At 44.2% G+C, this 19158-nt stretch carries 11 protein-coding genes; 2 read left to right on the plus strand and 9 right to left on the minus strand.

The genetic code is table 11. The annotated features are described in order from the left end of the window. From ACYVAA_RS18755 to miaB, 4 genes are all read right to left on the minus strand, one after another. On the minus strand, positions 1 to 743 hold a 743-nt coding region (locus ACYVAA_RS18755; protein ID WP_460544687.1), incomplete at its 3' end, for a hypothetical protein. A 40-nt stretch (positions 744 to 783) separates the two neighbouring features. Then, positions 784 to 1320, minus strand: coding sequence for an LptE family protein (locus ACYVAA_RS18760; protein WP_460544689.1), 537 nt, complete (start codon positions 1318 to 1320; stop codon positions 784 to 786). Further along, complete coding sequence (locus tag ACYVAA_RS18765; RefSeq protein WP_460544708.1) at positions 1313 to 2605, minus strand: sigma-54 interaction domain-containing protein; 1293 nt, start codon at positions 2603 to 2605, stop codon at positions 1313 to 1315. The genes ACYVAA_RS18760 and ACYVAA_RS18765 overlap by 8 nt, the downstream gene beginning before the upstream one ends. Positions 2606 to 2624: 19 nt before the next feature. After that, positions 2625 to 4085 carry a MiaB/RimO family radical SAM methylthiotransferase gene (gene miaB / locus ACYVAA_RS18770; protein WP_460544691.1) on the minus strand — a complete coding sequence of 487 codons (1461 nt, stop codon included), beginning with the start codon at positions 4083 to 4085 and terminating at the stop codon, positions 2625 to 2627. A 326-nt stretch (positions 4086 to 4411) separates the two neighbouring features. Here miaB and ACYVAA_RS18775 point away from each other — a divergent pair, with 326 nt between their 5' ends. Both ACYVAA_RS18775 and tamL read left to right on the plus strand, forming a co-directional pair. Beyond that, entirely contained in the window at positions 4412 to 9463 is a 5052-nt protein-coding gene (locus ACYVAA_RS18775; protein ID WP_460544693.1) for a translocation/assembly module TamB domain-containing protein, read from the plus strand. Then, positions 9460 to 11760: a BamA/TamA family outer membrane protein gene (tamL, locus tag ACYVAA_RS18780; RefSeq protein WP_460544695.1), complete on the plus strand. Its 2301-nt coding sequence runs from the start codon at positions 9460 to 9462 to the stop codon at positions 11758 to 11760. The genes ACYVAA_RS18775 and tamL overlap by 4 nt, the downstream gene beginning before the upstream one ends. A 70-nt stretch (positions 11761 to 11830) precedes the next feature. Here the strand turns inward: tamL and pfkA are convergent, their stop codons facing one another. From pfkA to ACYVAA_RS18805, 5 genes are all read right to left on the minus strand, one after another. Then, positions 11831 to 12817, minus strand: a complete 987-nt coding sequence (gene pfkA / locus ACYVAA_RS18785; protein ID WP_460544697.1) for an ATP-dependent 6-phosphofructokinase — start codon at positions 12815 to 12817, stop codon at positions 11831 to 11833. Next, complete coding sequence (locus tag ACYVAA_RS18790) at positions 12807 to 13193, minus strand: methylglyoxal synthase (protein ID WP_460544699.1); 387 nt, start codon at positions 13191 to 13193, stop codon at positions 12807 to 12809. The genes pfkA and ACYVAA_RS18790 overlap by 11 nt, the downstream gene beginning before the upstream one ends. A 150-nt stretch (positions 13194 to 13343) precedes the next feature. Continuing rightward, the gene (priA, locus tag ACYVAA_RS18795) at positions 13344 to 15869 is read right to left on the minus strand and encodes a primosomal protein N' (RefSeq protein WP_460544701.1); all 2526 of its coding nucleotides are present in this window, start codon (positions 15867 to 15869) and stop codon (positions 13344 to 13346) included. 4 nt (positions 15870 to 15873) lie between these two features. Continuing rightward, positions 15874 to 17913 carry a thioredoxin domain-containing protein gene (locus ACYVAA_RS18800; protein ID WP_460544703.1) on the minus strand — a complete coding sequence of 680 codons (2040 nt, stop codon included), beginning with the start codon at positions 17911 to 17913 and terminating at the stop codon, positions 15874 to 15876. Between the two features lie 17 nt (positions 17914 to 17930). Beyond that, the gene (locus tag ACYVAA_RS18805; RefSeq protein ID WP_460544705.1) at positions 17931 to 18908 is read right to left on the minus strand and encodes a GSCFA domain-containing protein; all 978 of its coding nucleotides are present in this window, start codon (positions 18906 to 18908) and stop codon (positions 17931 to 17933) included. Positions 18909 to 19158 lie beyond the last annotated feature (250 nt).

Below are 19158 nucleotides of genomic sequence, written 5' to 3' on the forward strand. Positions count from 1 at the left end.
TTGTCACTTAATTGTGTGCTCTGTACGGAAAGATCTTGGATTTTATTGTTTTCCTCATTTTCCTTGATCGTTGCCAGTTTGATTTCCTTTTTACTAAAGGCTTTGATGATGTCTATTTGTTCTTGTTTTTTGGCATCTTTGATGACTTTTTTCTCTTTTTTCATTATGGTTTCGATCAAGTCATCGCCGGTTTTTTTCTTTTTACGCACCGGCTTGCTGGCATTCTGGGCGGGGGAAGCTGTGGGCTTATCTGTGTTTTTTTCTTCGGCTTTATCTTTTTCGCCGGTGTTTTTTTCTGGCTCTTGTTTTTTTAATTTATGGAGGTTTTCTTCTAGCTTTTTTAAAATTTCTGCTCTGCTGCCATGATCTGTTGCGGATTTTGTGGTGTCATCACTTTCATTGTCATCCTGTGCAGGAGTGCTTTGTTTTATGGCTACTGGGCTGGAACTGTCCGCTTCTTCTGCCAAAGGCGGCGTTTTTACTGCTTCGGTAGAGGAAGTTACGAATTGGATCTCTTCAGTGATCAGCTTTTTCAGCCAGGAGCGGTCAGGACTTTGAACAGCTGCCCAATGGAGGAGTTCTTTTGACTCACCTTGGGAGATGTTTTTCTCGTATTTTGCAGCCAGCACTTTAGGAACCAGGAAGTAAGGAAAGGTTTCATGAAGCTTGATCAAAGCCCTGAAATCATCCTTTTCCAAAGAGTTGCCTTTTTGAATAATCTTTATGAGTTCCGCTGCATTCACAAGTTTTTCCGTTTTATTAAGATTCCTAAGATAAAGAAATTTACCAATTGGCCACAGTCGAGGTGAAAATATCCTGGATGATGTTTTCGAATATAATATCGATTAGCTCTGTTTCTACAGTAAGCAGGGAAGTGTTTCTGGGATCATAATCCTGATAGAAGGAAAAGGTCTTTTTGGCATCCTCCTCTTCATTGGAAAGGTTCATATAATTGACTTCCACGGCGATGGTAAGCCTCATCTGCCCGGCCCTGTCCGGCAGGTTGGAATCGGTGCTGGTCACTGTCGCCTGAGGAGTAAGCGTATAGCGCGTGATGGCCCCTTCAAACTGCAGGTCACCGTTGTTTTGAACAAGCTCCAGCTGTGTGTTCCGCTGAAAGTAATCTTTCAGCGATTCGGTGAAGTTTTGTCCCATATTGGCTGGCCCTCCCCCGGAATCATTGAAGAAATTGGCCACTGAGAATGTCTGAGTGACATTATAGTCCAGCGTGGTTCCTGTGAAACTGTATTCAACTTTACAGCCTGAGAAGAACATGACAGGACAAAGAAGTAAGCCGATAATGAGTTTGGTTTTACTCATTGATATCATACTGTTTGATTTTACGGTAGAGGGTTCTTTCAGATATACCCAAATCCTGAGCCGCATATTTCCGCTTGTTGTTATGCTTTCTCAGTGCCTTGATGATCAGTTCTTTTTCTTTCTTTTCTATCGAAAGGGAATTGTCATCTTCTTCGTGGATGATGTCCTCAATCCCTTCGTCGTCATAGTCGTCACCTTGGGAAGAAGAGTGCCCGGATTCCAACACGATCGGCATGGAAGATTGCTGCTTGGAAGAGCTCTCTTCAAAAGAAACAGAAGTGTCCATGTCCTCGAAAAGGGAATGGTGCTTTTTGATGATATTGGAATTGATCCCTCCGGACTGATAACTGTCCAAGACCAGCTTCTTTAAGTCGGTCATGTCTTTTTTCATGTCAAAGAGCACCTTGTACAGGATTTCTCTTTCCGAAAAGTCACTAGAAGTATCGCCCCCTTTGCCTTCTCCCTGTCCATATGGTGCGGGGAGGTTGGATTCATCAGCCGGTAGGTATTTTGCCAAGGTGATGGCATCCAGTTCCCTGTGCTCCTCCAATAACGAAATCTGTTCGGATAAATTTTTGAGTTGCCGGATATTTCCTTTGAAGGGGAATTTCATCAACAGCTCTTTGGCTTCATTGTCCAGGGAAACGGGACGGACATGGTACTTTTCTGAAAAATCCGTAGTGAATTTTCGGAAAAGTAGGATGATGTCCTCTCCGCGTTCCCGCAAAGGCGGCACAAAGATGGGCACGGTATTGAGTCGATAGTAAAGGTCTTCCCGGAATTTACCTTTTTCTACGGCTTTGAAAAGATTGACATTGGTGGCTGTAATGACCCTGACATCGGTTTTTTGGACTTTGGAAGAACCCACTTTGATGAATTCACCGTTTTCCAATACCCTCAACAACCTGGCTTGTGTGCCCAAGGGCATTTCCCCGATTTCATCCAGAAAGATGGAACCTCCGTCTGTAACCTCAAAATAGCCTTTCCTGGCCTCATGGGCACCGGTAAAGGATCCTTTTTCATGGCCGAAAAGTTCCGAGTCTATGGTGCCTTCCGGAATGGCCCCGCAGTTGATGGCAATAAATTTCCCATGCTTACGCTTACTGATGGAATGGATGATTTTGGAAAAGGATTCCTTACCGCTTCCGCTTTCACCGGTGATCAGTACGGTCATGTCTGTCGGAGCAGCCTGCATGGCTACCCGGATGGCATGGTTTAGTAATGGGCTGTTGCCGATAATGCCGAAGCGTTGCTTTATGGATAAGACTTCCGCGTCTGTAATCATCATATAGAGTTTAGGGAGATTATGAAACTACTTCGCCAAATAAAGTGGCTGCAGTGCAGTCATTGATTTTGACACGGACATATTCTCCTTTTTGATAAGCCCCTTTCGGGAAAATCACCACTTTATTGGCAGAATTTCTGCCTTTCAATTGTTCTTCTGACCGCTTGGAATAGCCTTCGACCAGTACCTCCTGGATTTGTCCTAAATCCATTTGGTTCCTTTCCAAGGAATGCTGGGATTGCTTGGAGATGATTTCCTGAAGCCTCCTTTTTTTGGTGTCCAGGGGAATGTCATCCTCGTATTTTTTTGCGGCCAAGGTTCCCGGTCTTTCAGAATAGTAAAACATGTAAGAGAAATCGTATTTTACGATGTCCATCAAGCTCAGTGTTTCTTGATGCTCTTCTTCTGTTTCAGAACAGAAACCGGCAATCATATCAGAGGAAATGCCGCATTCCTGGCCGAGAATTTCTCTGATTTTGGCCACTCTTTCCAAGTACCATTCGCGATCATAGGTCCTGTTCATTAGCTCCAGTACCCTGGAATTGCCGCTTTGGACCGGTAAGTGGATGTATTTACAGATATTGTCGTACTTCTTCATGGTGTACAATACCTCATCCGTGATGTCTTTTGGATGTGAAGTGGAAAACCTTACCCTAAGTTTAGGGGCTACCTTGGCCACCATTTCGAGAAGATGGGCGAAATTGATCACCTCGCTTACGGCCTCTTCTTGTTTATTGAGTCTTGCCTTATTGTTCTCCTCAGGAGACCATTTGTAGCTGTCTACGTTTTGGCCCAAAAGGGTCACTTCCCGGAAACCTTGCTCAAATAAGGACTGGGCTTCCGCAACGATGGAGTGTGGATCGCGGCTTCTTTCCCTTCCTCTTGTGAATGGCACTACACAAAAAGAGCACATATTGTCACAGCCTCTCATAATGGAGATGAAAGCACTGATCCCGTTGGAGTTTAGCCTTACCGGGCTGATGTCAGCGTAAGTTTCTTCCCTAGATAGGAAGGTGTTGACGCCTTTGTCGCCTTCTTCTGCACCTTTTACCAAGTTGGGAAGATCCCTGTAAGCATCGGGACCGACTACCACATCTACCAGTTTTTCTTCCTCCAGCAGCTTGTCCTTAAGTCTTTCTGCCATGCAGCCCAATACGCCGATGGTAATCTCCGGTTTTTCACGCTTGATGGAGTTAAACTGGCTGAGGCGCTTCCTCACCGTCAGTTCCGCTTTTTCTCTGATAGAGCAGGTGTTGAGAAAGATCACATCTGCTTGCTCGAAATTGGAAGTGGTATCAAAACCGTTTTCCTTCATGATGGAAGCTACAATTTCACTGTCTGAGAAATTCATCTGACAGCCATAACTTTCTATGTAAAGCTTTTTGTGCTTTCCGGTATTCTCCTCCTCTGTGGTTTTGAAATCACATGCCTGCGCCTCTTCAGCAGGAATGATGTCGATATCCTTGATAATATTCTCCATATCACTCTTTCAATCAATTTGAGATGCGAAATTAATAAAATACCGACAAAATGACAGACTTTTATCTATTAATGTTTACGCTGTGAGAAGCTTGTTGTTTTAAATTCAGGGAAGATACCTTGGCTGTTGCTTTTGGCCAAAGGAGTTTATCGCTATCATCATTCTGGGTGACCGTTTTAACATCTTTCCGGTGACATGGTTATGAAGCATAAGGTTGTTATAAAGGGGCAGGTCACGGTCTGCCGGAAAACTTTTTAGTTCCTTTAAACAATTGGTTTAGGATGAATTTAACTTATTATCTTTGAAATAATAACTTCACGGATATTTTGGATAAAATAAATAAGATATTATATAAAGTTTTCAAGGTGTTGGGGATCGCGTTTTTAGCGCTTTTCCTGCTGATAGTGCTTGCCCTCCTTTTTATTCGAAGTCCCTGGGGACAGGATATTATTGTGGAAAAGGCAGTTGCTTACGTTTCGACCAAGACAAATACCAAGGTGGAGTTGGAAAAGCTTTATGTCACTTTCTCGGGGAATTTGTATTTAAAAGGGCTTTATCTGGAAGACCAGCAGGGAGATACCTTGGTTTTTTCAAATAAACTGGAAACCGGTGTGGAAATTTTGCCTTTATTAAAAGAGGGAGACATCCACTTAAGCAAACTTTCATGGGACGGGTTAAAGGCCGCCGTTAGAAGAGACGAGCAAAGCCAGGACTTTAATTTTGATTTTTTGCTGGATGCTTTCAGTTCCCCAGATACTGTTAGTGCAAAAGCTGAAGAAAAGCCTGATGTGAATGAAGGTTTTCCTGATATAGAAATTGGGCCAATTGAGTTAAGGAATTTTGATTTGGTTTACCAAGATGGGGTGATGGGGATTGACAGTCATCTTAAGCTGGGAGAGTTGATGGTGAAAGTGGAAAAGCTGGACCTGAACAAAATGAATTTTTATATCAGTGATTTTCAATTCCGGGATACCGAGGCCTATTACCGTCAGTCCAAGCCGTTTGCCCCCACGGAGGAAGAGGAAGTTGATGCTCCGATGCCCCTGGTGATCCTGGATCATTTCCAAATAGAGAATGTAAAGGCATTTTATGAATCCTTGCCTGACCAGATCAAAGCAGATGTAATCCTTGGTGACTTTTTGGTGGAGTTACCAGAGGCCAATTTGGAATCTCAGAAAATCGACCTTCGTACCATTGAGTTGAAGGATTCCAAAATAGCCGTTAAGCTCCCCGCAGTTGGAAACGAGCCCTCGAGTGAGGAGGCTGTTTCATCGGATACTTCCTCGGGCTTTCAGTGGCCGGAGTGGATCGTGGATGTCAACTCGATTGCCTTGGAGAACAATGAAATGTCAATGATCATGGGAGACGAAAGCGTCCGGGAAGGTCGTTTTAATCCCAGTGCGGTCCAATTGACTGATTTTAACTTGGGGGCCTCCCAAGTTTATCTGAATCAGGCCGGGGCAGGGATAGCATTGAACCGATTGGATTTTAAAGAAAAGAGCGGGTTTGATCTAAAGGCCTTTGCTTTTCAGTTGGGGATAGCCGAAAATTCCATGGATTTGGAGGATTTGGAATTATCCTTGGGGCATAGCCAGGTGATGGCTGACCTGAAACTTTCTTATTCCTCTATTCAGGAGCTGATCGAATATCCTGATCATTCCGGTTTCTCGGTGAGTCTTTCAAGGTTTGATATTGATGTAAACGAGTTGTTGCCATTATTACCTGAGCTAAGAGGAGATCCATATGTCATGGCGCTGTCCAAAAAACATGTTTTTGGAAATATTGAAGCAGCAGGAAGTTTGTCTGAATTTGAACTGACAGATGCCAAAGTAAACTGGGGGGATAAAACGCGTTTTAGTACAAAAGGAAAGGTTATCCAGCCTTTGGATGAGGAGCATCTTTACCTGGATCTAAGCGAATTGAACTTTGCTACGGTTCGGCGGGACATAAGGCAGTTTGCAAATGAACAAGCTTATGGGGTGAAGTTTCCGGAAAATTTGACTTTGGAAAGTCAAATTAAGGGTTCATTGCAGGATATGGTCGCTGAGGCAAGGATTAGCATGCCAGAGGGGAAAATCCGTTTGAAGGGGAAATACCTGGATGCGGAAACAATGGCGTTTGATGCCATGCTTGAAGGGGAAAAATTGTTGCTAGAGAAGTTGCTGCCCGGAAGGGGCTTGGGAACCTTGACCTTTGATATTTCTGCGACCGGAAAAGGGGAATCTCTGGAAGAACTGAACGGTAAACTAAGCTCCAACTTCAGTGAGCTGAATTATAAAGGTTATGATTTTTCGGGCTTGGCACTGAGGGGCAATATGGAAAACGGTCAGGGTAAAGTGGAACTGGCCTTTAGCGATGAAAATCTCGATATGGATTTATCGGTCGGCCTTCATCTTGACTCTGCCGATTCACGCTATTTGGCTGAGTTGGATTTACGGGGAGCAAATTTGCGGGCACTGGGCCTTCATGAGAAAGACATAAGGGCAAAGCTTAACCTAAAAGCTGATTTTGAAGGCACTCCGGAGGCGTTTGACCTCTCCACAACACTAACCAATGGTTTAGTGGTCTATGAAGATAGATCCTATCCTTTGGGGAATTTTGACCTTCAGGCCATGGTCAGACCAGATAGTACCAGCATGGATATCCGCAGCCTTATGCTGAACGGGTATTTAAGATCAAATGCATCACCCGAGGAGATAACAGTGAGTATGAAAGAGCATTTTACAAGGTATTTTAATGAATCCTTGGAGGCTGATTCCACGATGGTAGATAGTGCAAAGGAATCCGCCATTAATTTGGATTTAAACTTGGCCTTTAAAAGAGCTCCAGTGTTGGATCAGGTATTTTTGGAAGGTCTTGAAAAGCTCGATTCCATAGGAGTAGCCATTAATTTCAATGAACATAAGGAGCAGGTTGCGGCCAAAGTGACCTTGCCCTATATGGAGTATAATTCCATCACTTTGGACAGTTTGGAAGTAAATGTCACTGGGGATGGACGGGAGATGCTGCTGGGCTTGGGAATCGCAGGGCTGGATGCTGAACCCGTGGCCATGGGAAGAACCAAGCTGACGGCGGAACTGAGAGAAAACATGCTGGATATGGATTTCCAATCTTTTGATGGGGAAGAACTCATGTATGCTATCAAGTCAACGCTCAGGAATAGAGGGGATACCCTGGATTTTCATGTTCTACCAGAAGGACTTATTGTAAACAAAAAAGAATGGACTGCGCCTTCGGTCAACAAATTGTCTTTTGCAAGGCGATCGCTGACCTTTGATGATTTTTCCTTTACGCAAAATGGGCAAAAAATCACTTTTAGCAATTCACTCAATGAAGAGGATGAAGAGCAGGTAGGCGTTTCGTTTGAAGGTTTTCAGCTGGCCTCGGTCATGAGCCTGTTAAATCCGGACACCTTATTACTTGAGGGAAGGATGCAGGGGGATTTCATTATCGAAAACCCTTTTGGAGCAATGGGCCTGGTGGCCGATTTGGAGGTCAAAGAAATGAAGGCCTTGGGGGCAGAACTGGGGAATTTAGCTATAAATGCCAAATCCAAAGGGAGAGCGGCCTATGATTTTGATCTGGCCCTAAAGGACAAAGGAATCGATTTGAATTTAAATGGTGATTATGTGGCAGAAGAAGCGGGGACCAACCTCGATTTGAAACTAGCTCTTAACCAATTTGAACTTAAGGTACTGGAAAAGTTGATCCCTGATCAGTTGAGCGACGCCAAGGGAAGCCTTCAGGGAAATCTAACGGTCAAGGGGAGCACTGCTTCCCCAAAATATCAAGGAGAGTTCCGCTTTGAAGATGCCGCGGTGAATATCACGACCTTAAATGCGGTATACAACTTGCCTGTCCAGCCTTTGCGGGTAGACGAGCAGGGTGTTTATTTTGATCAAGCCACTTTTAAAGATGCCCAGGGAAATAACTTTATCTTGGACGGTAAAATCGATACGGAAGACTTTACCAATATAGGATTTGATTTAAACCTCGCTGCCGAAAAATTCCAGTTATTGGATTCGGACAGTGAGGATAATGAACTTTTTTATGGTAAAGCCAATCTCAATGCCGATGTACAGATCACAGGGAATATGAATCTTCCCAAGGTAGTGGCGCGCTTGAAGGTCAACGAAGGTACGGACCTCACCTTTGTGATACCAGAGGAGGAATTGGAGGTAGTGGAGCGCGAAGGAGTCGTCTTGATTGTGGATCGTGACAATCCCAATGATATCCTGACAAAAACAGCCCAAGAGCATGTTTCATCACCTTTTACCGGGGTGGATGTGCAGGCAGTTTTACAAATTGATCCTGAGGCAATTTTTAGGGTGGTGATAGATGAGCGCTCTGGGGATAATCTCATGATTGCCGGTGAAGCAGACCTCAACCTCTCCGTATTCCCTAATGGACAGATGAACCTTTCAGGAGTTTATGAGTTGGAGAAGGGGCATTATGAAATGAGTCTTTATAATTTGGTGAGCAGGAAATTTGATATTTTAAAAGGGAGCAGCATTACATGGAAAGGTGATCCTATGGATGCTGATCTGAATATTACTGCTTCCTATGAAGTGAAGACGGATGCAAGTGATCTTATGGCCACCCAGATTTCAGGCCTGAGTGCGGATGTAGCCAACCAATACAGCCAGCGTTTACCTTTTATGGTCTACCTGAATGTGAAAGGAGAATTGCTAAGACCCCAAATCTTTTTTCAGTTGGATATGCCGGAAGACAGTCAAGGAGTCCTGGGAGGCAATGTTTATTCCAGGATTCAGCAAGTGAATGGCGAGGAGGGAGAGCTGAACAGGCAGGTTTTCTCCTTGTTGGTCATGCAGAAATTTTTGCCTACCACTGGGGGGAACGGAGCAGCCGGAGGAACCGCGGGCATGGCCAGGTCAAGCGTAAGCCAGATGCTTTCCAGCCAGTTAAATGCACTCTCGAGCAATGTGCTGGGGAATTCTGGATTTGAATTGGATTTTGATTTGGATAGCTATTCGGATGGTCAGGGGGATCGAACCCAGCTGAATGTCAGTGCGAAAAAGAGGTTGTTTAATGATCGACTGATCGTCCAGGTGGGGAGTCAAATGGATCTGGAAGGGGCAAGTCAAAACTCCCAAAGTAACAATGCGGTATTTGGCAATGTCAATATCGAGTACCTATTGACGGAAAGCGGGAGGTACCGAATTAGAGGCTTCAGAAGAAATCAGTTTGAAAGTGTCATTGACGGTCAGTTGATTGTGACCGGAATAGCCTTTATTCTGAACAGGGAGTTTAACAAATTTCATGAGTTTTGGAAAGGGGAAAAGATAGAGCAGGAGAAGAGTGAGGCTACTGAAGAGAAGGAAACCTTGTCCAATGAGAAAAAAGAGGAGAACCAATGATTATAAAGAGAAATCCATTTTTATGGGGGCTGCTTTTTACGGTACTCACTTCCTGTGGGGTAACCAAATTTATTCCTGAAGGAGAGCAGCTTTATACGGGAGCCGAGCTTGAGGTCGAGTCCACCGAAGGTGTTGGGGATAAAAGCTTGAGAAAAATTCAACAAAGGCTGGAGCAGGTAATACAGCCCACACCCAATAATTCGTTTTTGGGCATGCGAATTGGACTTTGGGCATATTATAAGGGGAGTAAGGACAGACCAGGATTTATAAACAAGTTTCTGAAAAAGAAAATCGGTGAGGAGCCGGTGTATTTCAGTCAGGTGAATACCAGCAAAACGGAGGAAATTCTTCTAAACAGGTTAGAAAACAATGGCTTTTTCTATTCTTCTGCAGTTTCGACACCATCGGTAAAAGGAAAATTTGCCAGTGTCAGCTATCAGGTGAATGTAAGCAAGCCTTATTTGATGGAAGAATTTAAACTGATCGGCGATTCCCTGGGCATTCACAAGGAAATAGCCGATATCTTAAAAGAGACAGACTTTAAGAAAGGAGAAAGGTTTGAATTGGGGAAATTTAAGACTGAGCGAACCAGAATTGACGATGAATTGAGGCTGCGGGGATATTACAATTTCAATGATGAGTATTTGATTTTTGAAGCGGACACGAACAACTACAATGATCGGAGATTTGATCTTTTTTTGAGGCTCAAACAAAATGTCCCAGAAAGTGCCATAGTTCCTTATGAAATAGATCAGATCCGAATCTACCCCAATTATTCCTTGAGCGAAAATGATAAGCAGCAGGATACGACAGTGGTTAAAGAAATGGAGTTTATCCAAGATGAATTGGTGTTTAAGCCGAAGTTGCTGGAGAATTACATATTAATAGCAGAAGGGGAAAAATACAGTTCCGAACAGTCAAGGTTAACCAGCAACAGGCTCTCCTCAATTGGGAATTATCGTTACGTAAATCTAAAATATACTGAAAAGGACAGCGCGGATGGATTGGAACCCCGGAAGCTGGATGCGGGGATATACTTGTCCCCCCTAAAGAAGCGATCGTTAAGGTTTGAGCTGCAGGGACTTTCCAAATCCAATAACTTTTTGGGCCCGGCAGTACTGGCGACCTACAGAAACAGAAATCTCTTTAAAGGAGGCGAAACATTGAATATATCGGCAAAATTTGGCTATGAAACGCAAATTGCCGGCGGCGATAGGACGGGGCTGAGCACCTATGATATCGGACTCAAGACGGATTTGACCTTTCCCCGAGTGATTTTTTTCATCCCTATCCAAGAACGCTTTAGTTATTCTGTCCCAAAAACCAAGATCAGCTTGGGGGGAGAATCGCTCAACAGGATAGGACTTTATCGGCTGAACTCTGTTTCCACCAGTTATGGCTATTTCTGGAATGCCAATCGTTTTGTTTATCATGAGATCAACCCCATAAGCCTAAGTGTGGTCAACTTATCCGATTCTTCTCCCGAGTTTGAAGAGATCCTGAATCAAAATCCTTTTTTGAGGAGGAGTTTTGATCAGCAGTTTATCGCCGGGATGAATTATAATTTTCATTACAATCAGTTGGGGGATTTGTTTCGTAAACATAAAATCTTTGCCGGGCTTACCTTGGATATGGCGGGAAACTTAATCGGGCTTATGGATGGAGCAAAGAGTGAAGCCAACCCCGGAAAGATTTTTGGAATGGAGTATGCCCAATATGGAAGGGCAGATTTGGATTTTAGGTACCACCTGAAGTTGGGAGGAGAGCAGCTGTTGGCTGCCCGTTTGTTTGGAGGAGTGGGCTTGCCTTATGGGAATTCTATCTCTTTGCCTTATGTCAAACAATATTTTACCGGTGGCCCCAATAGTGTAAGGGCTTTTAGGATCAGGGCTCTGGGGCCGGGGACTTACCGGTCTGATACGGTCAATAACCAATCTTATTTTGAACAAGTAGGAGACATCAAGCTGGAAGGAAACCTTGAATACCGTTTTCCTTTATTTTCCTATTTGAAAGGAGCACTGTTTCTGGATGCTGGAAATGTATGGTTAATGAATGAGAATGAGGCCCTGCCAGGTGGGAAGTTTTCGGGCTCTTGGTGGAAGGAACTGGGGATAGGTGCGGGATTTGGCTTGCGGGTGGATATTGAGTTTTTTGTGATCCGATTCGATTTTGCGACTCCTTTGAGGAAGCCGTATTTAGAGGAAGGGGAGAGGTGGCAGAATGAGTTTGCCTTTTTTGACCGTAATTGGAGAAGGGAAAACTTTATTTTCAATTTTGCGATAGGTTATCCGTTCTGATTTCAGCCTAAAAAAACAAAACCGAACAGTATTGCTGTTCGGTTTGACATGGGTATTGTTTCTGCAAGAATCAGGTAGATAGGATTTTTGCTACTCTGAAATCTTCTTCGTCTACTTCTTTGTCGTCTACAATGGCACGTTTGATAGGGGTGTACACCACTTTGTTATTGATGACACCTGCCATGACATCGCATTTGCCTTGGATAAGACCTTCGACGGCAGCCACGCCAAGTTTGCTGGCCAAAACACGGTCGTATGATGTAGGGGATCCCCCTCTTTGTAAGTGACCCAATATGGTTACTTTGATGTCGTAATTCGGAAGATGCTTTTTCACCTTTTTGGAGATTTCCAAAGCACCCCCGCTTTTCCCTCCTTCAGCTACAATCACTACGTTTGCCTGTTTCTTTGCAATTTCACGCGATTTAAGCCGTTCGATCAACGTTTCTACAGGCATTTTCTTTTCAGGAATGAGAGTGGCTGCGGCAGCACTGCCGATTCCGGCATTGATGGCGATGAATCCAGAGTCCCTTCCCATCACTTCCACAAAGAAAAGACGGTCATGAGAGGTGGCTGTATCCCGTATTTTATCAATGGCTTCTATGGCCGTGTTACAGGCCGTGTCAAAGCCAATGGTGTTATCCGTTCCTGAAAGGTCGTTATCAATGGTCCCAGGCAATCCAATGGCCGGGATGCCATATTCTTTATAGAAAAGGTGGGCACCGGTCAAGGAACCGTCACCACCGATTACCACCAAGGCATTGATTCCATGTTTTTCAAGGTTTTCATAGGCCTTCTTACGCCCTTCTGGAGTACGGAACTCCAGACTCCTCGCGGATTTAAGAAAGGTACCCCCTCTTTCCAGGATATAAGCGATATCCTTGCTTTCCAGCTTTCGGATATCGTTTTGGATCATTCCCTCATATCCCCTGGAAATTCCATAAACCTCGAGATTGTAATAAAAAGCACAGCGTACGACAGCCCGTATAGCAGCATTCATGCCCGGAGCATCTCCTCCAGAAGTCAAAACACCGATTTTCTTGATTGTTTTATTCTCCATTTTGTGGGACCACCGTTAGTTGTTTAAACATCAATTCAGCTGAAGCTAGATTCGTTGCCAAAGGTATATTGTGCACGTCGCAAATTCTCATCAACATTTGTACATCCGGCTCATGAGGATGTTTGTCCAAAGGATCTCTAAAGAAGACCACTAAATCAAGTTCTTTTTGAGCGGCCATGGCTGCGATTTGAGCGTCCCCCCCATAAGGGCCTGACATCAGTTTCTTTACGTTAAAACCAGCCCTCTCTATGTGTGACCCGGTGGTGCCAGTGGCGAAAAGTTGGATGTCTATACCCGATAACCGGTCCTTAAATCCACTAAGAAAATGTACCATATCGGCTTTTTTTCCATCGTGGGCGATTAGAGCAATTTTCATTCTTTTTGGTTTAATAGGTTGAAGGCTTAAAGTTATGAAAAATTAAAGATTATGTTCAAGCTTTCAGGAAGCATAATGGTGAAATATATGAAATCTTCCATAAAGCAGTCAATTTGCCTTATGGCCCCTCTTTTTTCATGGCTGATCTGCCTAATACGGGTCGACATCTACTACAAAACGTGCAGATTTGAACTGCTTTTGGTTCCGTAGCTCTTCCAACAAAAATGAGAGTTCGTGCTTGAAGGTAGCCGGCGCCTGTGCGGTCTTGTCCAGCTTGACCAAGATGTCAAACAGGTAATGGTTCTTGATTTTGCCAATCAGGGCTTTTTCTGGTCCCAGTATTATTTTTTTTACCGGGATTTCTTTGAGCAGATTGGCCAGGTTCCTGGCGGCAAGTTCCGCAGCTTTGACCTCTTTATGTTTGATGGTGATCTTGATGTTTTTGACCAGTGGGGGATAGAAAAAGCGCTGTCTTTCGCTCATCTCATTGAGGTAGAACTGCTGGTAGTCTCCAAGGATAATCTGTTTGAAAAGGTCATGGTCAGGTTTTCGTGTTTGAATAATTACATCTCCTTTGCGGTTTCTTCGGCCAGCTCTTCCTGCCACCTGGGTGATTTGCTGGAAAGCCCTTTCACCGGCCCGAAAATCAGGAAAATAAAGGATGCGGTCAGCATCTACAATCCCTACTACAGTGACATTGTCAAAATCCAGTCCCTTGGTGATCATCTGTGTACCGACCAAAATGTCCAGGTTTCCCGAGCCGAAGTCATCCAAAAGTTTTTGGTAGGCGTATTTGCTTCTGGTGGTGTCCAGGTCCATACGTGCTATCCGCGCTTCAGGAAACAAGAGGGAAAGCGTCTCTTCGATACGTTCCGTGCCCATGCCTACGGTAGTCAGTTCATGGCTTCCGCAGGCCGGGCAGGAGCGAGGGATCTGTTCTTTGAATCCACAGTAATGGCACCGCATTTCTTCGGTAAACTGGTGGTAAGTAAGGCTCACATCACAATGCTCACACTCGGGGATCCAGCCACATTCTTCACAGGTCATGTACGGGGCGTAGCCTCTTCGGTTCTGGAAGATCAGAACCTGTTCCTGCTTGTTGAGTGCTTCCTGGATTTTTTCGCGCATGAGTCTGGTGAAGTCCAGCTTCAGGAGGTTTTTCTTTTTGTCGGTCTTAATATCCGCAAGATGGTAAGTGGGGAGCTGTGCTTCCCCAAATCGTTGGTTCAAGTGCACATAACCATATTTTTCCATTCGTGCATTATAATAGGACTCAAAGGAAGGGGTGGCACTTCCCAATAATGTTTTGGCCTGGTGGAGCCAGGCAAGCATGATGGCAGCATCCCGGGCCTGGAATCTAGGAGCCGGGTCAAATTGCTTGAAAGAAGCTTCATGCTCTTCGTCCACAATCACTAAACCCAAACTGTCAAAGGGCAAAAAGATGGAAGACCTTACTCCAACCACAAAGGAGTATTTTCCGCTGAGCACGCCTTGCCAGACTTCTACACGTTCATTGTCGGAGAATTTGGAATGATAAATTCCCATTTGGCTTCCGAAAACTTTTTGAAGCCGGGAGACTATCTGGGTAGTGAGGGCGATTTCAGGCAATAGGAGCAATACCTGAGAGCCGCTTTCCAAAACTTCTTGGATGAGATGAATATAAACTTCTGTTTTCCCGCTTCCCGTAATGCCATGGAGCAAGGCCACATTTTTTTTCTCAAAATGCTCTTTAATCAAAGAGATGCCTTCTTTTTGAAAATCTGCAAGTTCTATTTTTTGGTTGGTACCGTCCAAGTGGTCAAAACGGCTGACGATTACCTTAAACTCTTCAAAGACATTGTTCTTGATGAGGGTTTTTAGAGAGCTGGATGACAGTCCAGCGTCTAAGATGACCTTCTTGTCCAGTCCTTTTTCGTTTTTTTCGGGAGATTGATATACGGCTACTTCTTGCAGGTATTTGAGCAGGACTTCTTCTTGTTTCGGCTTTTTGCCTATGTTTTCAAAGAGAGTCTCCAGCTCTTTTTTCGAAGAAGCATAAGGATCCAATAGTCTGATCCTGGACTCTACCTTTGGACTGTATTTCTCTTTTACCAGTTCATAAACCAATACAGCTTCCTTGGCCACCAAGCTTTTGATGATGGCATAGGATGATTTGATCCCCAAAAGTTTTCCGCATTCTTCGTAACTGAGTTCATCTTTGGTCTGCAGTGCGTCCAGAATGGTCTGTTCCCTGGGATCAATGGGGATTTCGTTGTTTTCCGGATCAAATTTCGGGTTGAGCTGGATCTTACTTTCGCTGCTGAGTTTGAGCCCTGAAGGCAGGGCTGCATTCATCACTTCACCAATATGGCAGCAATAATACTCGGCCATCCAAAACCAAAACTTTATTTGGAGAGGATTGACCACGGCCTGTTCATCCAGCAGTTCCAATATGGGTTTGGCCTCATAGGCTTTTGGGGGCTTTTGGTGTACTTTTCCAATGATGCCCGTGAGTACCTTTTTTCGTCCGAATTGAACGATCACCCTAAAACCGATTCCAATGGCATTTTCCAAATTCCGAGGAATACGATACGTGAACATTTTGGGAATGGGTACAGGAAGGATGACATCAGCAAAAATAGCCGGTGTAGAGAGGTCGTTTTCCTGATCAAAAGTTTCTCCAAATAGGTTTTCCAAGAATTTACTGAACTAAGTTGGGGAATTGGTTAATGGCTGCTTTTATGTCATTTACCGGGTTTTGGCAAGTCTTATCAAAGCAAACGTAAATTAAAGCATTTCCGTCCGGATCTGCCACCTTGTATTCCAAAAGAGGAAGACTTGCTCCCTGCTTTTCTGAAGCAGCAACAACCAGGCTGCCCATATGCTGGGATAAGATTTCCTTGGCAATTTCTTTGGCCCCTTTGCCTACTATTCCTATCTCGGCAGTTGGAAGTAATTTTTGGAGATAAAGGTTTGCCCAATTGGAAAGAAAGCCCGGTTCTGTTATGGTGGTGTTTTTCATAATGTTGAGCAATTTTCCAGAAAGGGTAAGGTAGTTGTTGTCGTAAAAATACAAACCTAGCTGGTGGAGGTTGTGCGCCATCATGGAATTGGAGGAAGGAATGACATTGTCAAAAATCTCTTTTTTATTGGCGATAAGCTTTTCCACGTGAGGGTTGTTAAAGTAGAACAAGCCTTCCTCAATATCCAGAAAATATTCCATGGTATAATCGGTGAGCTCTTTGGCCCTGTCCAGCCAGATGGACTTGAAACTCAATTGGTACAAATGGATAAAAGCCTGTATGACGGCCGCATAGTCCTCTAAAAAGGCAGGGGTATAAGCTGTCCCGTTTTTGTAGGAGCGATAGAGAAGGCCTTCCTTGATCATGTGATTTATAAGAAACTCCCCATTGTTCAGAGCAAGTTCTTTGGCGGTAAGGTTGCCTGTGGCCCAAAATGCCTGGCACAGTCCAGAAATGGCCAAGCCATTCCAGCCCGATAGGATTTTATCATCTAAACCCGGGTGGGGCCTCATTTTTCTGATTTTTAAAAGCCTCTCTTTGATCTGCCGGATGCCGCTGTCCAAAGCCGATAAGGTAAAACCGTATTTGGCGGCAATATCCTCGTAAGACGCGGTTTGAAAGAGGATATTGGTGCCGTTTTCCCAATTTCCTTTCGCAGAAATATTATACAGTTCGTAAAACCAAACCTCATTTTCCTCCAAGATGCTTTCCAGCTCATCATAGGTCCAAGTATAGAATTTCCCTTCTTCTCCTTCACTGTCGGCGTCCAAAGCCGCATAAAAGCCTCCCTCTGATTGTAGCATTTCCGTTTTTAGCCAATTAACCGTTTCTTGGATTTTTTCTTTAAAAAAATCCTCTTTGCTATGTTGATAGGCTTTGGCAAAAAGTGAAAGAAGCTGGCCATTATCATAGAGCATTTTTTCAAAATGCGGGGCAAACCATTCCCCGTCCACGGAGTAGCGGGCAAATCCACCAGCCAAATGATCATAAATGCCTCCCATGCCCATTTTTCGGAGGGTATGGAGTACCTGGCCGAGAAGCTGTTGGTCCTGTCTTGCGGAGGCATATTCCAATAGGAAGTTCCAGATGGAAGGCATAGGGAATTTTGGGGTTCGGTTCATTCCGCCCCATTTGGTGTCTATTTGATTGGAAAGGTTGGCCACTGCTTTTTCCAGCTTTTCTTGGCTGACTGCAGTGTCGTCTTCCATCAAACGGTATTTTTCTCTTTCTTTTAGCCTGATGCTGTTCCCAAAGCCTTCAGCACTTTTGGCAAGCTCATCGTGATGGCTTTCATAGGCCTCGGCGATGTTTTGAAGTAAGCCTTTCCAGTTGGGATTTGGGAAGTAAGTTCCTCCATAAAAAGGCTTTTGGTTGGGCATCAAAAAAACATTCAAGGGCCATCCCCCCTGAAGTCCCATGGCCTGCACGGCGTCCATGTAGATATTGTCCAGGTCAGGACGTTCTTCGCGATCAATCTTTATGGCAATAAAGTGTTCGTTCATGATGGCGGCCGTTTCCTCATCTTCGAAGCTTTCATGTTCCATGACATGGCACCAATGACAGGCTGAATAACCTATGGAGACCAGTATGGGTTTGTTTTCACTTTTTGCTTTCTCCAATGCCTCCGGTCCCCAAGGATACCAGTTGACGGGGTTGTAAGCATGTTGCTGAAGGTAAGGGCTTTGACTGTTGATCAGTTGGTTTGCTGTTTTTGCCATGGAAAAGTGGTTTTCGGTTATGAAACAAGTTGTGCTTTTACTCCATCGATTTCTTTTGAAAAATCGAATTCCGTGGACATTTGTTCCATTTTATGAAGGAGTTTTTTAAGAAACTGCTGATGGGCGTCCCCTTCCGGATTGAAGGCTTTGTGCCTCAGTGAAGTCAGGATATTGTCAATTTTGGCAACGGTTTTCAAGGTGTCGGTGCTGAAAAAGGCCTGGGAAAATCTTTCCCAAATATGGTTTTCTGCCTGACTGCTGGGATGGATCAGGTCTTCCTTGTAAAAGCGATAGTCCCTGAGTTCATCCACCATGATTTCATAACTTGGAAAATAGTGGACCCCCTCATACCCGCTAGAAAGTTCTTCGCAGATTACCCTCAAAAGCGATTTGCTGTACTGATTTTCCACCAAACCATCTTTGATGTGCCTGACAGGACTAAGGGTAAGGATGATGGAGAGGGAGGGGTTGATCGTAGTCAATTGTTGGTGTAGCGCATGAAAGGCCTCTTTGATTTCCTGAAGGCTTAACCGTCTTTTTTCAAAAAGCTTTGCGGGCTGTTTATGACAATTGGCCACGATTTTCTTTTGTGCAAGCAATTCATAAATATGGGCTGTCCCCAGCGTAATGATAAGATGGGTGGCAGATCTTAAACTGTCACCGGTTTTTTTTAAGGTCATGTCAATAGAAGAGGTCAAATCCTCTTTGGAACTGCCAGAAATATCAGAATGGCAGTAATAATGCAGGTGTCTGCCCTGGAATTCAAGGTATAGCTCATGGGGCAGTGGTGTTTTGGTCAGGGCATGACTAAGCAAACGGAAAATCGAAATCGGGTTAAAAATGGTTCCAAAGGGATTGTTCAGCACCTGGAATTTTCTTTCCTTCAGTTTTTGCCCGATGACCGTTGAAAAGCAGGATCCAATAGAAAGGATTTCTCCGGCATAACTAATGGAGGGGCTGTAGGAAGGTATGGGGATTTCGGTTTGGAGTAGCATATTGCGAAGTTAAAGAAATTGCCAGAATGATTGGTTTTTAAGATTGATATCCGCGGGATTTTACTTTTGTGTTGCCTAATAGGGTTTATTATTAACGATATGTTAAAAATATTGGCGAGCTGTTGAAAGTGTGATCAGGATAGGCTATTTTAATAACGTCAATTTTTATTGATTATACCAAACACTTAAACGAACCATAATTATGATGAAGCCTGACGCTTTGGAGAAAACTGTTGAAGCCACAGTAGAG

This window comes from Echinicola sediminis, from assembly GCF_054777495.1.

What these genes read in the sequence shown, in the direction of transcription:
- miaB (WP_460544691.1), bottom strand. Translation starts at nt 4,085, where the DNA reads ATGGAGAATATTATCAAGGATATCGACATCATTCCTGCTGAAGAGGCG.
- pfkA (WP_460544697.1), bottom strand. Translation starts at nt 12,817, where the DNA reads ATGGAGAATAAAACAATCAAGAAAATCGGTGTTTTGACTTCTGGAGGA.
- tamL (WP_460544695.1), top strand. Translation starts at nt 9,460, where the DNA reads ATGATTATAAAGAGAAATCCATTTTTATGGGGGCTGCTTTTTACGGTA.
- ACYVAA_RS18800 (WP_460544703.1), bottom strand. Translation starts at nt 17,913, where the DNA reads ATGGCAAAAACAGCAAACCAACTGATCAACAGTCAAAGCCCTTACCTT.
- ACYVAA_RS18790 (WP_460544699.1), bottom strand. Translation starts at nt 13,193, where the DNA reads ATGAAAATTGCTCTAATCGCCCACGATGGAAAAAAAGCCGATATGGTA.
- ACYVAA_RS18765 (WP_460544708.1), bottom strand. Translation starts at nt 2,605, where the DNA reads ATGATTACAGACGCGGAAGTCTTATCCATAAAGCAACGCTTCGGCATT.
- ACYVAA_RS18760 (WP_460544689.1), bottom strand. Translation starts at nt 1,320, where the DNA reads ATGAGTAAAACCAAACTCATTATCGGCTTACTTCTTTGTCCTGTCATG.
- ACYVAA_RS18805 (WP_460544705.1), bottom strand. Translation starts at nt 18,908, where the DNA reads ATGCTACTCCAAACCGAAATCCCCATACCTTCCTACAGCCCCTCCATT.